Here is a 12,550-nt window from a genome sequence, read left to right on the forward strand (position 1 = left end):
AGTTCATGCCAACGGAGGCGTTGTGGAAGGTTCAGGAGGGCTCATGTCGGTGGCGTCGACTACGGAGATCGGTGAGGGCGGCACCAGCGCGGCGACCGCCTCGGGCAACGGGCAGGCCGAGACCTCGAGCGAGGTGGTGGCGACCGGGCACCGTCGCCTGCGGCGTGCGCTCGTGAGCGTCTACGACAAGAGCGGGCTGGAGGAGCTGGCCGCCGCCTTCGTCGACGCCGGTGTGGAGGTGGTGTCGACCGGGTCGACGGCCGACGCGCTGGCCAGGTTCGGCGTCGCGGTGACGCCGGTGAGCACGGTGACCGGCTTCCCGGAGGTTCTCGGCGGCCGGGTCAAGACGCTGCATCCCCGCGTGCACGCCGGTCTGCTCGCGGACCTGCGCAACGCCGAGCACGCGGCGGTCCTGGCGGAGCTCGACATCGAGCCGTTCGACCTGCTGGTGGTCAACCTCTACCCGTTCCGGGAGACGGTCGCCTCCGGGGCGACCGAGGACGAGGCGATCGAGCAGATCGACATCGGTGGGCCGGCGATGCTGCGCGCGGCGGCGAAGAACCACGCGTCCGTCGCCGTGGTGGTGTCGCCGGGCGACTACGGAGACCTGGCCGCCGCGGTCCGGGGCTCCGGCTACGACCTGCCCGCCCGGCGGCGGCTGGCCGCCCGCGCGTTCGCGCACACCGCGTCCTATGACGCCGCGGTGGCCTCCTGGTTCGCCAGTGTGCTGGCCCCCGACGAGACGGCGAAGGAGAGCGGCTGGCCCGACGTGCTGGCCGCGCAGTGGCATCGCACCAGCGTCCTGCGGTACGGCGAGAACCCGCACCAGCGGGCCGCGCTGTACGTGGGCGAGGACGGCAGCACCGGCCTCGCGTCCGCGCAGCAGCTGCACGGCAAGCCGATGTCCTACAACAACTACACGGACACCGACGCCGCCTGGCGATCGGTGTTCGACTTCGCGGACCCGGCTGTCGCGATCATCAAGCATGCGAACCCGTGTGGCATCGCCGTCGCGGCGACGGTCGCGCAGGCGCACCGCAAGGCGCACGCCTGCGACCCGGTGTCGGCGTTCGGCGGGGTGATCGCGGTGAACCGCCCGGTCAGCGTGGAACTGGCCGAGCAGATCGCGGAGATCTTCACCGAGGTCGTGGTCGCGCCCGACTACGAGCCCGGCGCGGTGGAGATCCTCTCCCGCAAGCCGTCGATCCGCCTGCTGCTGTGCGCGCCGCCAGCCCACCCGCGCGGTGTGGAGATGCGCCAGGTCAGTGGGGGCATGCTGCTGCAGTCCCGGGACGCGCTCGACGCCGCCGGCGACGTCACGTCGGGGTGGACGCTGGAAGCCGGCGCACCGGTCGACGAGGCCACCCTCGCCGACCTCGGCTTCGCCTGGCGCGCCGTGCGCTCGGTGAAGTCGAACGCGATCCTGCTCGCCGCGGACGGGGCGACCGTCGGGGTCGGGATGGGGCAGGTCAACAGGGTCGACGCCGCGCGCCTCGCGGTGACGCGCGCCGGCGACCGGGCGAAGGGCTCGGTGGCCGCCAGCGATGCGTTCTTCCCCTTCCCGGACGGCTTCCAGGTCCTCGCCGACGCGGGCGTTCGCGCGGTGGTGGAGCCGGGTGGTTCAGTCCGGGACGAGCTTGTGATCGCCGCGGCGCGGGAGTCCGGTGTGAGCCTGTACTTCACCGGGGTGCGCCACTTCGCGCACTGACGGCTCCGCTCCACGGGGGGCGGCTGGCAGGTGCGGCGGGTGAATCGGTCCTGGGCCTGCACACCTGCCACGCCGGCCACCGCTGTCCCGGCCGAGGCTGGCACGGAGTCGTCGGGCGTCGGGCACACACTCCTCGAAGCGGCCCGGCCTCAATGCCGTGTGCCGCACGCCCCTGCCCCGGGCCGGTCGAACGCGGCCCGGGCGGTGCTCAGGAGGTGGAGCCGACCTCGGCGGCGGCGCTCCCGCGGCGGGTCACCGTCGGGCTGCCGTTCGAGGACCCGTTCGACTGGGCGGTCGTCGCCGCCCCGCCGGGAACATCCGCGGTCGGCACGTACCGCTGCGCCACCCAGTCGAGCGCCTCTCGCCAGCTCGCCCCGTAGAGGACGGAGATGCGGTCCGCGGTCTGGCGCGCGAGCGCCTGCACGAAGACCCGGTCATCGCTGTCGAGATGGCGCGCGTCGCCGAAGGTCTCCCACGCCCGAAACATCAGTTCCTGAAGCTTCTTGCTGTGCGGCGAATCGTCTGCCACGTCGAACTCCCTACCAATTGGGGACCGCGGCGCGAGTCTCCCCTAGTCGCGCACGACGTGTGCACTCGGGGGGTCTATATCGTTGGTGTCCGCGTGAGATGGGGGGATCGTCCGTAGTCCTCACAGTTTGCCGCTGTGGGGCGCGTGATCTGCCTGTCCCCTGGGCAGAGTGCCCTGGTGCTCGCCATCCGCGGGATGGGAGAGGATCCGGGCGTGCGTCGTCGGAGTGTGGTTCCGTTGTGTTCTGGTTGATGTCGATGCGAGCGGAGTTACACGAACTGGGTACCACGCTGGAGCCATCGCACGACGGGAGGGGGCCGGATGGCCCTGGTGCGCGGGCCTCAGTCACTCCGAGGTGGTCACGGCTGCGAATGGTCGGTTCGGTGGAGGTCTCGGGCCTGGTGAAGGTCCCGTGCTGACGAAGCCGGCGAAGGTCCAGCGCGCGGCGGCTTCATCCCCGGCCCGGTGGGTGGCTGCCTGCACGGCCGGATCGGCGGGCGCCTACTGTGTGGGCTCAGATGACGCGGAGGGTCAGGTCGCGCGGAGGCCCGGACCGGTGCACTCGGACCGAGCGCGTAGCGGGCCCCCGGGCAGGGCGTCGACGTCTGGCGTGGGTCGGGGAGGCGGGAGCAGATGACCGACAGCGCCTTGGGCGCGTGGGATCGGCCCCAGCGGGAGGACATCGGGCAGCGCCCGGAGCGCCCGCGTTCCGCGTGGATGACGCCGGCGGCTGCCTACCCCGACACGCGGCCCGCGGCCGGTCCGGCTGCGGCGCCGCCCGACGGCTGGCCGGCCCGCCGGGATCTCGACCAGCCGCACCCGGGCGGCCGGTGGGCCGCCCCACTCCCGACGGGGCCGTCCTTCGACGATCCCCACCTCTCCGGGGGCGACGGCCACGGCGAACGGCACGGCCGGCCCGACTGGCCGGAACGGAGACCGCCGGGTGCCGCTCCAGTAAGCCCTGCTCCAGTCAGCCCCGGTCCGGCCAGCTCCGGTCTGTCGGGTGCCGGTCCGTCGCCTGCTCGTCCGGACCGGAGCGGGCCGCCCCGCGCCGGGCGTCACGAGGCGCCGGAGGGACCGTCGGGCGGCCCCCGCTCGTCGGGACCGCCATCCAACGGCCGTTTCGGCAAGGTGCTCTTCGTGGCCGTTCTCGGCGGCGTCACACTGGGCCTGCTGCTCGTCACCCAGGACTACTGGCGCCGCGGGCTGCTCACCGTCGGCGGTGTCCTGCTGGTGGCCAGTGCGCTTCGGCTGTGCCTGCCAACCCGCAAGGTTGGCATGCTGGCTGTCCGCGGGCGGTTTTTCGACACTGTCACCCTCGTTGTACTGGGCCTTGCTGTGATCGTCCTCACTCTGGAGGTCCCCCACATCGGTGGGTGAGGCGGATCTGCCACCGAAAGTGGCAGCTGAGGTCACGGTTCGGGCTGTAACCAGGTGCGGGCCCCATCGGCGGCCACCAGTCGTCACCCCGCGGCGACGTGGCGCGCGTCGCCGTCCACTGCCGTACCTGCGACTCGCGCGATAGCCTCGGCAGGTCATCGGAGACAACCGTGCACAGATAAGCGGGGCGAACCGCGCCTATGGCGAACCGTCAGGTAGCCCTGATACTCGGCGGCGGCATCGGGCCCGAGCCGACCGACGCTCCCGGGTGGCATGGCGAGTCTGCCACCGAGGCGATCGGAGCCGGGGCAGATCGGTCACCTGAGACCTTCGCGCCGACGCGTACCGACCCCGCCGTGGGCACCGCCGCGATCGCTACCGCGATCATCGCGATATTGGGGAGCTGATCAGTCCAATGCCGGGAAAAGTCACTGTCGTAGGAGCCGGTTTCTACGGTTCGACGACCGCGCAGCGACTGGCTGAGTACAACATCTTCGACACCGTCGTCATCATCGACATCGTCGAGGGCAAGCCGCAGGGCCAGGCGCTCGACCTCAACCAGTCCCGGTCGATCGAGGGCTTCGAGACCAAGGTCGTCGGCACCAACGACTATGCCGACACGGCCGGTTCGGACGTGGTCGTGATCACGGCCGGCCTGCCCCGTAAGCCGGGCATGAGCCGGATGGACCTCATCGAGGTCAACGCCAAAATCGTCCGTCAGGTGTCGGAGAGCATCGCGAAGACGTCGCCGGACGCGGTCGTCGTCGTGGTGTCCAACCCGCTCGACGAGATGACCGCGCTGGCCGCCAACGTCCTGGGCTTCCCGCGCTCGCGGGTGATCGGCCAGGCGGGCATGCTCGACACCGCCCGGTTCACCGATTTCGTCGCGGAGGCGCTGAACGTGCCGGTCGCGTCGGTGAAGACGCTGACGCTGGGCTCGCACGGCGACACGATGGTCCCGGTGCCCTCGCAGTGCACCGTCGACGGCAAGCCGCTGAGCGATCTTCTCCCGGCGGCGAAGATCGATGAGCTGGTCGACCGGACCCGTAACGGTGGCGCGGAGGTTGTCGCGCTGCTCAAGACCGGGTCGGCCTACTACGCCCCGTCCGCGGCCGCGGCCCGCATGGTGAAGGCCATCGCGGAGGACTCCGGCGTCGTGATGCCCGTCTGTGCCTGGGTGCAGGGCGAGTTCGGCATCTCCGACGTGTACCTCGGTGTCCCGGCCGAGATCGGCGCCGGCGGCGTGAAGAAGGTCGTCGAGCTCGACCTCACCGACACTGAGCTGGCCGCGCTGAAGACGGCTGCCGAGGCCGTGCGCGCCAAGCAGGCGGACGTCGCCAGCCTGTAGTCCAGTCGCCAGCCTTTATTTCGCCGGCCTGTCGTACTGACTGCCCTGCCGGCCCACAGCCCGTGGTCTGTGGGCCGGCGTTTTTCGGCCGGCCGGCGTTTCCCGGCCGGCGTTTCCCGGCCGGCGTTTCCCGGCCGGCGTTTCCCGGCCGGCGCGTGCCCGCGCGCCGCGAGCCGCGCGGCAGCACGTGGACGGCCTGGGCGGGATGGCGGTGCGTGGATGGCGGTGCGGTGTGATGCGATGTCAGCGCAGCCCGCGCAGGGCCCGGCGGAGAGCGAGCCGGGCCAGCGAGGCGGCCGGGATCGTGCCCTTGCCGAGCCCGATCTCGACGAGGCTGTCGTAGAGATCGGTCCGTCGACTTGCGGAGCGCACCGCCGCGTCCATCAGAGGGCGGTGCCGGCCGGCGAGATCGGCGAGCAGCGTGGTGTGCCGAAGATGCCGGCCGAGCTCGCGGTGCAGTGCCCGCCGATAGACCTGCCCCGCTGCCGGCCCCGGATCGGTGATCGCGGCCCCGCCGGCGAGTGATCCCGACAGCAGCGCGTAGTAGATGCCCTCACCCGTGAGCGGGTTGATGAGGGACGCGGCGTCGCCGGCGAGCAGCACCGGCCCGTCCGGCAGCCGGGGGCGATGCGTGGACAGCGGCAGGTGGTGCGCGCGCAGCGTGCCGGCGTAGGCCGGTGTGTCCGGCAGCAGGCGGGCCAGGGTGCCGTGCAGGACGTCCTTCGGGGTACCGGCGCTGTCCCGCAGCTGGGAGCGGAGCATGCCGTACCCGATGTTGGCCCGGCCGTCCCCGATGGGGAACGACCAGGCGTAGGCCGGCCAGCCCTCGTCCGTCATGTGGATGAGCTGCTCGGGTGGGCGGTCCTCCTTGGGCGCGTCCGCGTAGGCGCGGACGGCGATGGCGAGCCCCTCGGGCGGGTTCGGCCCGATGCCGAGCGCCCGGCGCACCGTCGAGTTCGCGCCGTCCGCACCGATCACCACCCGGGCGCGCAACGCACCGCCGTCGAGGGCGACCACTGCCGGCTTCCCGGGGCCGCCGGCCGGTATGACCTCCAGCGCCCGCACCCGCCGGCGGGTGAACAGCGCACCACGAGCCCGCGCGGCGGCGACGAGCCGGGCGTCGAACACCTCCCGGGGGATCACGTGGGTGGCCCGTTCGGACGGTGTCGCGACCTCGGCACCGCCCGGGGTACGCAGCCGCATGCGGTCCACCGGGCGGTACCCGCGGGTCACATCGGTGACGCCGAGCCCACGCAGGACGTCCAGGCCGTGCGGCGCGATTCCGTCGCCGCAGGTCTTGTCGCGGGGGAAGTCGGCTGCATCAATGATCATCACCCGGGCGTCGGGGCGCAGCTGCAGTGCCCGCAGCGCCGCCGCGCTGCCGGCCGGCCCACCGCCCACGACGAGCAGGTCCAGTGGCGGTTCGTGGACCCCGCCTGCGGAGCTGGTGTGCGAGGAGGGGCGGGAGGGAGCTGGGACAGGCACGCCTGCCAGTGTGGCAGCCCGCACGAGGGCGCTGGCCGGGCGAGGCTCGTGGAACATGGGGCCAGTTCGTAGAGTGCGAAATATGGACGCGCTCCGACAGTTGAACCAGTGGCCGGTGGGATCAGTCTCGGCTGTCGTGCTGCGGCGTGCCGGTGACGCGGTCACGCAGGTCGGCGTCAGCGGCGATCCGGAGCTGCCGTTCGGCCTCGCCTCGGTGTCCAAGACGATGAGCGCGTACGCGATGCTCGTCGCGGTCGAGGAGGGCGCCGTCGCGCTCGACGACCCTGCCGGGCCCGAGGGGTCGACGGTCGCCCACCTGCTGGCACACGCGTCCGGCCTGGCGTTCGCCAGCAGCCGGGTACTGGCCAGGCCGGGTACCCGCCGCATCTACTCGAACGCGGGTTTCGACGAGCTGGGCCACCATCTCGAACGGGTCACCGAGATCCCGTTCGCGACCTATCTCGCCGAGGCCGTGTTCGAGCCGTTGGGCATGAAGACCGCGGCCCTGACGGATTCACCGGCCTTCGGGGTCACCGCGAGCCTGGCCGATGTGGCCGCGTTCGCCGCCGAGCTGCTGGCACCGACGCTGCTGTCCGCGGAGACTTTCGCCCGGGCGACGTCGGTCGTCTTTCCCGGCCTGACCGGAATCCTGCCCGGCTTCGGCGGGCAGGACCCGAACGACTGGGGCCTCGGGTTCGAGATCCGCGGGCACAAGAGCCCGCACTGGACCGCCGCGACCAACAGCCCGGCGACCTTCGGCCATTTCGGCCGTTCCGGCACGTTCCTGTGGGTCGATCCCGAGGTGCGCGTGGCCTGCGTGGCGCTGACCGACCGGGATTTCGGGGAATGGGCGGCCGCGGCGTGGCCGGTGCTGTCCCGGGATGTCCTCGCCGAGCTCGCGGCCTCGACGGATTCGGTGGCCTGACCTATCCGGTCGAGCCGGCAGCCTGAACCTCGTCTGATCCTCGCCGGAGCCCTGTCCGAGCCGTGTCCGAGCCCTGTCCAGGCCGTGTTCGAGCCCTGCCCGAGGCCTGCCCGAGCCCGGTTCGAGGCCCGCTGCGTCAGGCCGTGGACACGGTCGGCGAGCATGACCTGGTGCTTCTGCGTCGGCGTGCGATAGCGGAGCGAGGTCATCCCTGGTCCCCGGGAGACAGTGTGGTCTCGTGGGCCATGATGGCGCCATGGTTCGTCGGCAGAGCTTGCTTCGTGTCTCGTGGTCAGCCACCGCGTGGTCGGGCCGGACCGGCGCCAGGTGAAGGACCGCCAGATGAACGCGGTGCGCTCCATCGGTGTGGCCATCGGGATTCCGGAGCCGTTTCGCACGGAACTCCGGGACTGGCGCAAGCGGCTCGGTGATCCCAACGCGGGGCTTATCGTGCCCCATATCACCCTGCTCGGGCCGACCGAGGTGCTCGCCTCGGAGCTGGCGACGATCGAACGTCATCTTGCCGGGGTGGCCGTCGGCTACGAGCCGTTCGTGATCCGGCTGCAGGGGTCCGGGACCTTTCGGCCGTTGTCCCCGGTGGTGTTCGTGACACTCGCGCAGGGGACCTCCTGCTGCGAGCTGTTGGAGAAGGCCGTTCGCTCCGGCCCCCTGGACCGGCCGGCCCGCTTCTCGTACCACCCGCACGTGACGGTCGCGCACGAACTCGACGAGGTGTCGCTGGATCGTGCGTTCGACCTGCTGGCCGAATACCGGGCCCAGTTCGACGCCACGGGTTTCGAGCTCTATGAACGCGGCGATGACTGCGCCTGGCGCCAGTTGCGTCATTTTCCGTTTGCAGGCGGGGGTGGCAGGCCGACGTGGCAGGACAACGAGATGCGGTGAAAGCGGGCGTGGTGTCGGTGGGCGCCGCCGTGGGCGGTGTGCGTAGCCGGCGCCCGGCCATAGACCACGCGGTCCGCGCCTACCAGCGTTATACGGGCGACGGCGGCGACCGGTGCGCAGCCTCCACCACGTATTTCGCCTTTCTCTCCTTTTTCCCGATCATGGCGTTGGCCTTCTCGGTCCTCGGGTTCGTGGTCGACGCCTATCCCGACGCCCAGGCGAAGTTCACCGAGCAGATCAACGACTATCTGCCCGGCCTCGCCGACCGGCTGGACGTCGCCACCATCGGCCGGGCCAAGGTCGGCGCCGGGCTGATCGGTCTCGCCGGCCTGCTGCTCGCCGGCCTCGCGTGGGTCTCGGCGCTGCGCGACAGTATCCGCATCATCTGGCACCAGAGCCTCGAAGCCGGCAACTTCGTCATGCGCCGGATCCGAGACGTCGCGATCCTGGCCGGCCTCGGTCTGACACTCGCGGTGTCGCTGGTCGTCACCAGCCTCGCGACGTCGGCCACCGACGCGTTCCTGCGCTGGATCGGCCTTGCCGGCAACACCGCGGCCGCGTGGGTCACCGGCCTGCTGGCCCTCGGGGTCGCGCTGGTCATCGACATGGCGGTGTTCGTCTTCATCTTCCGGTACCTGCCCGAGCGGACGAACCGGGACCGGGTGCTGCGTGCGGCCCTGCTGGGCGCGGTCGGCGTCGAGCTTCTCAAGATCCTCGGAACCTGGCTGGTCGGCCAGACCACCTCGAACCCGGTGTACGGGACGTTCGCCGTCATCGTGGGGCTGCTGATCTGGATCAACATCATGATGCGGTGGATGCTGTTCGTCGCCGCATGGGCGGTGACCGGCCCCTACACGTCGGATGTCGATCCGTCGGGTACAGCAACCGCCGCCTGAGCGCTGGCTGGCTGCCGCGCTGGCTGGCTTGGCTGGCTGCCGGGCCGGCTGGCTACGGCGCGGGTGAGCGGGCGGTGCCGAACGGGGGAGTGTCCGTACGTCTGCGCTCCTCGTCGTCCCCCTGCGGCCGCGGCGGGTCGGGGAGCAGCGATGGCAGACCCACGAGGTGCCTTCGGCCGTCTGACCTCGGCCGGGCGTGCGCGCCTGGGGCGGGGTGAGGGCGCGCTCCGTCCGTCCCGCCCGCGCGCCTGTCGGCGGGAGCGGAAGGACGTCCGTGCCGAAGCCGTGCTGTGGTGGTCGCTTCGTGGCTTATGGGTCCGCCTGGTCGAGCTACCCGGGCCCGGCCGGCCGCCGGGGCGGTAGTGATCTCCTGATGTTCCAGCTCGCGCGCTCTGGTGCGGCGCCGGTGACCGTCTCGGTGGCGGTGATGGTGGCCGTGGCGGGCCGGTGGACGCGGGGCCCGTTGGATGGCGTCGGCTCGGCGTCGGGTGCGGCCGAGGAGCGTCAGGGCTGACACGGCGACGGTGATGGCGAGCGCCACCCAGGTCGCCGTGCCGACGCCGCCCCCGGAGTCGGCCGGTACCGCCGCCTGGCGGAACCGGTCGTTCTCCTTGGAGTCGCCGTCGCCTCCGCGGCCGTCGCCGCCGGCCGCGGCGTCGGCGGCCTGTGCTGGGCCCGGCCCGCCGGTCCCTGTGTCGGTGCCCGCGCTGGCCTGCGCCGCTGTCGCGGGATCCGTGCGTGCCGGCTCGGCCAGCCGACCGAGCGGGCGGACGTCGGCCGCGTGCGCGAAGCCCCAGTCCAGCAGCGCCTTGGCATCCGTCGCATAGGTCGGCGCGGTCCGCAGCAGGGAGACGATGAGGGTCCGCCCGTCTCGCACCGCGGCGCCGACGAACGTCGCACCGGCCGCGATCGTGTAGCCGTTCTTGATCCCGATGGTTCCCTCGTAGGTCCCCAGCAGGGTGTTGTGGTTCGCGATCTCGAAGCGTTCATCGCCCCGGCCGGGCAGCACGGCCCGTGGGATGGTGAGATACGCGCGCACGGTCGGGTTGTTCAGCACCGCCCGCCCGATCACTGCGAGGTCGTGGGCGGTCGTGTGCTGCCCGGGGGCGTCGAGGCCGGTGGGATCGCCGGCCACCGTGTCGTGCGCGCCCAGGCTGGCGGCCAGCCGGTTCATCCGCTCGAGCACGGCGTCGCGCCCGCCGGCCGCCTCCACCAGCGCGACCGTCGCGTCGTTGCCGCTGGCGATGAGCATCGCGGTGGCGAGGTCGCGCACGGTGTAGCGGACTCCGGGGACGAGCCCGACCCGGGTGCCGTCGACCCGCGCCGCCTCGTCGCTGATCGTCACCACGCGGTCGGGAGGCAGGCTCGGCAGCACGGTGAGCGCGGTGAGCATCTTCATCGTGCTGGCGGGCAGGTCGGGCAGGTTCGGGTTGTGGGCCGCGAGGATCGCGCCGCTGATGGCGTCCGCGACCATCCACGCCTCGGCGGTGATGCCGGCAGGCTCCGGCACGGATGTCTCGGAGGCGCCTGGACGGCCGTTCCCAGGAGCCGTCGGCTCGCCGGCTGTCAGCGCGGCAGCGGGGGTCGGCGGGGACACCGCCCCGACCTGCGGCTCCCCGGGAGTCGCCGGGGCGGTGAGCGACCAGGGCGGCGGGACCTGCGCGACTTCGGCAGTTGTGTTCACCGCCGTCTCGGTGGCCGTCGCCGTCGCCGTCGCCGTCGCCGCCGTCGCGGGCGCCGCGGCGATCGCGAGCAGGAAGGACGAGACCACACCGGTCGCTGTCAGGACCGCACGGTGGATCGCCGGTGACGATCGGGCACACAGCCGGCGAGACGCGTGCGCAGGCGCGCGGCCAGGCCGGGCGGCCTGCTGTTGGCTGGTGCGGTGCGGGACAAGCGAGTCGGGGCAAGATCGACGCGTCCGGCCGGCATGCACCTACCGAACGTTACCGTCCGATCTTCATTTGGTGAGTTTGCCGAGTCACGTGTCTCGGATCCGTGCTCGGGTTGTCCGGATGGGTACCTTTCGTCCACCCCGCGAGCCGGTTCGGCTTGGGAGGAAAAGATGGCCCGTAGTGGTACCCCCGTCCGGCGGCGTGGCCTCGGGGAGCCGAGCGACCGGCAGGCCGGTTCCCCCACCGGGGCCGGTGCCGCCAGCAGCGTCATCGTGAGCGACGAGAGCTGTTGCCGCAGCGACATCCGGCGCGGCCGTGCCTACTGTCGGCGAGGTGGCGGTTGACGTGCCGAACACGGATGATGTTGCCGGGTTCATCCGCGCCGCCCGAGACACCGATCCGTTCGGGGTGGCCAGGACGGCCGGGGTGGCCAGGGCGGGCTGTGGCACCGGTGCCGCCGGTGGTGCCGGTGCCGCTGGTGGTGCCGGCACGAGTGAGGTGCGAAGCAGTGTCTCGATGTCACCGCGCAGTGACTCGAGCTGGTTCGACAGCTCGCCGCGCAGGTACTGCCTGGTCGCCGTGTCGCTCTGCGCGAGTCGCAGGGCCGCGACCTCGCGGGTCAGGAACTCGGTGTCCTCCCGCATCCGGATGGCGGCGGCCCGGTCCTCGGTGAGCGCCGCGCGATCGCGGTCGTCCTGCCTGTTCTGCGCGAGCAGGATCAGCGGCGCGGCGTACGCGGCCTGGGTCGAGAAGGCCAGGTTCAGCAGGATGAACGGGTAAGGGTCCCACCGCAGGAGTGGCAGAGCCACGTTCAGCGAGATCCAGACGATCACCACACAGGTCTGGATCGCGAGGTAGCGCCCGGTGCCCAGGAAACGGGCGATGGTTTCGGCGCCGCGGCTGAGAGATTCACGGTCCACCCGGCCCGAGATCAGCGGGGATCGGCCGTCGGCCGGCAGGTCAAGCCGGTCGGAGCCGGATCCGCGGCGGATCGCGAGGCGGGCAGTGGTGTTGACGCTCATGGGAGAGTCCCCTCCGCGCTCGGACCACCACAGGGGATCAGGCCCGAGACGCACTCCAGAGCAGGCCGCGAAGGGAAGAACCCACGGCGGCCCGGACCGACACGTCGCTGAGGGACCGCACCTGCCGGAGAAGAACCCGGGAGATCACCAGCACCCGGGTGTCATGGACGCGGGTCGGAGCCACTGGTCGCGTGAACCACCCCACGAGCGGAGGAGGAAAGGACCAGGCCGACCGCCAGGCTGATCGTCAGCCGGCGCCCACCAGCAGGAAGCGGCCGTTACTGGAGCACCCGCCAGGACTCACAGCGGCCACCTCCTCTGGTCAGCCTCAGTAGAGGATGGGAAATCTGTTGTCAAGGATAGCCGGCCCTCGCGATTGTTCTGCTATCGGGTCGCCCGTGACCTCTGTCGCCCTTCCGTCGCCTGTCGTGCGCTGGTCAGCGGCCCTGGTGTGGACGG

The 12,550-nt window shown here is 71.8% G+C and carries 10 protein-coding genes; 6 read left to right on the forward strand and 4 right to left on the reverse strand.

Annotated features, from left to right (window positions below; all coding sequences use genetic code 11):
• Positions 1 to 43: 43 nt before the first annotated feature.
• Complete coding sequence (purH, locus tag FREUN1FDRAFT_RS27240) at positions 44 to 1,708, forward strand: bifunctional phosphoribosylaminoimidazolecarboxamide formyltransferase/IMP cyclohydrolase (RefSeq protein ID WP_304412158.1); 1,665 nt, start codon at positions 44 to 46, stop codon at positions 1,706 to 1,708.
• Between the two features lie 208 nt (positions 1,709 to 1,916).
• Here purH and FREUN1FDRAFT_RS27245 read toward each other — a convergent pair whose 3' ends face one another.
• Positions 1,917 to 2,237, reverse strand: coding sequence for a hypothetical protein (locus FREUN1FDRAFT_RS27245; protein ID WP_006543500.1), 321 nt, complete (start codon positions 2,235 to 2,237; stop codon positions 1,917 to 1,919).
• A gap of 633 nt (positions 2,238 to 2,870) precedes the next feature.
• Between FREUN1FDRAFT_RS27245 and FREUN1FDRAFT_RS43120 the strand changes: the two genes are divergently transcribed.
• Positions 2,871 to 3,617: a DUF3017 domain-containing protein gene (locus FREUN1FDRAFT_RS43120; protein WP_006543501.1), complete on the forward strand. Its 747-nt coding sequence runs from the start codon at positions 2,871 to 2,873 to the stop codon at positions 3,615 to 3,617.
• A 415-nt stretch (positions 3,618 to 4,032) separates the two neighbouring features.
• A complete protein-coding gene (gene mdh, locus FREUN1FDRAFT_RS27260; RefSeq protein WP_006543503.1) occupies positions 4,033 to 4,965 on the forward strand; it encodes a malate dehydrogenase in 933 nt (310 codons plus the stop codon).
• A 243-nt stretch (positions 4,966 to 5,208) separates the two neighbouring features.
• Here mdh and FREUN1FDRAFT_RS27265 read toward each other — a convergent pair whose 3' ends face one another.
• Complete coding sequence (locus FREUN1FDRAFT_RS27265) at positions 5,209 to 6,507, reverse strand: NAD(P)/FAD-dependent oxidoreductase (protein WP_006543504.1); 1,299 nt, start codon at positions 6,505 to 6,507, stop codon at positions 5,209 to 5,211.
• Positions 6,508 to 6,532: 25 nt separating this feature from the next.
• On the opposite strand from FREUN1FDRAFT_RS27265, the gene FREUN1FDRAFT_RS27270 reads away from it, so the two are divergent.
• The 3 genes from FREUN1FDRAFT_RS27270 (at position 6,533) to FREUN1FDRAFT_RS27280 (ending at position 9,174) form a co-directional block, all read left to right on the forward strand.
• Positions 6,533 to 7,375: a serine hydrolase gene (locus FREUN1FDRAFT_RS27270; protein ID WP_006543505.1), complete on the forward strand. Its 843-nt coding sequence runs from the start codon at positions 6,533 to 6,535 to the stop codon at positions 7,373 to 7,375.
• Positions 7,376 to 7,717: 342 nt separating this feature from the next.
• Positions 7,718 to 8,278 (forward strand): 2'-5' RNA ligase family protein, encoded by a 561-nt coding sequence (locus tag FREUN1FDRAFT_RS27275; protein ID WP_006543506.1) that lies wholly within the window; start codon positions 7,718 to 7,720, stop codon positions 8,276 to 8,278.
• The gene (locus tag FREUN1FDRAFT_RS27280) at positions 8,275 to 9,174 is read left to right on the forward strand and encodes a YihY/virulence factor BrkB family protein (protein ID WP_006543507.1); all 900 of its coding nucleotides are present in this window, start codon (positions 8,275 to 8,277) and stop codon (positions 9,172 to 9,174) included. The genes FREUN1FDRAFT_RS27275 and FREUN1FDRAFT_RS27280 overlap by 4 nt, the downstream gene beginning before the upstream one ends.
• 52 nt (positions 9,175 to 9,226) lie before the next feature.
• On the opposite strand, the gene FREUN1FDRAFT_RS27285 is transcribed toward FREUN1FDRAFT_RS27280, so the two are convergent.
• Positions 9,227 to 10,945, reverse strand: coding sequence for a D-alanyl-D-alanine carboxypeptidase family protein (locus tag FREUN1FDRAFT_RS27285; protein WP_006543508.1), 1,719 nt, complete (start codon positions 10,943 to 10,945; stop codon positions 9,227 to 9,229).
• A 210-nt stretch (positions 10,946 to 11,155) separates the two neighbouring features.
• A complete protein-coding gene (locus FREUN1FDRAFT_RS27290; RefSeq protein WP_006543509.1) occupies positions 11,156 to 12,091 on the reverse strand; it encodes a DUF1003 domain-containing protein in 936 nt (311 codons plus the stop codon).
• Positions 12,092 to 12,550 lie beyond the last annotated feature (459 nt).

Origin of the sequence: Parafrankia sp. EUN1f (genome assembly GCF_000177675.1) — a bacterium.
Classification (GTDB): domain Bacteria; phylum Actinomycetota; class Actinomycetes; order Frankiales; family Frankiaceae; genus Parafrankia.

Bases quoted from the DNA above. Each gene is read 5' to 3' on its own strand.
- purH (WP_304412158.1), top strand. From the start codon at position 44: ATGTCGGTGGCGTCGACTACGGAGATCGGTGAGGGCGGCACCAGCGCG.
- FREUN1FDRAFT_RS43120 (WP_006543501.1), top strand. From the start codon at position 2,871: ATGACCGACAGCGCCTTGGGCGCGTGGGATCGGCCCCAGCGGGAGGAC.
- mdh (WP_006543503.1), top strand. From the start codon at position 4,033: ATGCCGGGAAAAGTCACTGTCGTAGGAGCCGGTTTCTACGGTTCGACG.
- FREUN1FDRAFT_RS27265 (WP_006543504.1), bottom strand. From the start codon at position 6,507: ATGTTCCACGAGCCTCGCCCGGCCAGCGCCCTCGTGCGGGCTGCCACA.
- FREUN1FDRAFT_RS27270 (WP_006543505.1), top strand. From the start codon at position 6,533: ATGGACGCGCTCCGACAGTTGAACCAGTGGCCGGTGGGATCAGTCTCG.
- FREUN1FDRAFT_RS27275 (WP_006543506.1), top strand. From the start codon at position 7,718: ATGAACGCGGTGCGCTCCATCGGTGTGGCCATCGGGATTCCGGAGCCG.
- FREUN1FDRAFT_RS27290 (WP_006543509.1), bottom strand. From the start codon at position 12,091: ATGAGCGTCAACACCACTGCCCGCCTCGCGATCCGCCGCGGATCCGGC.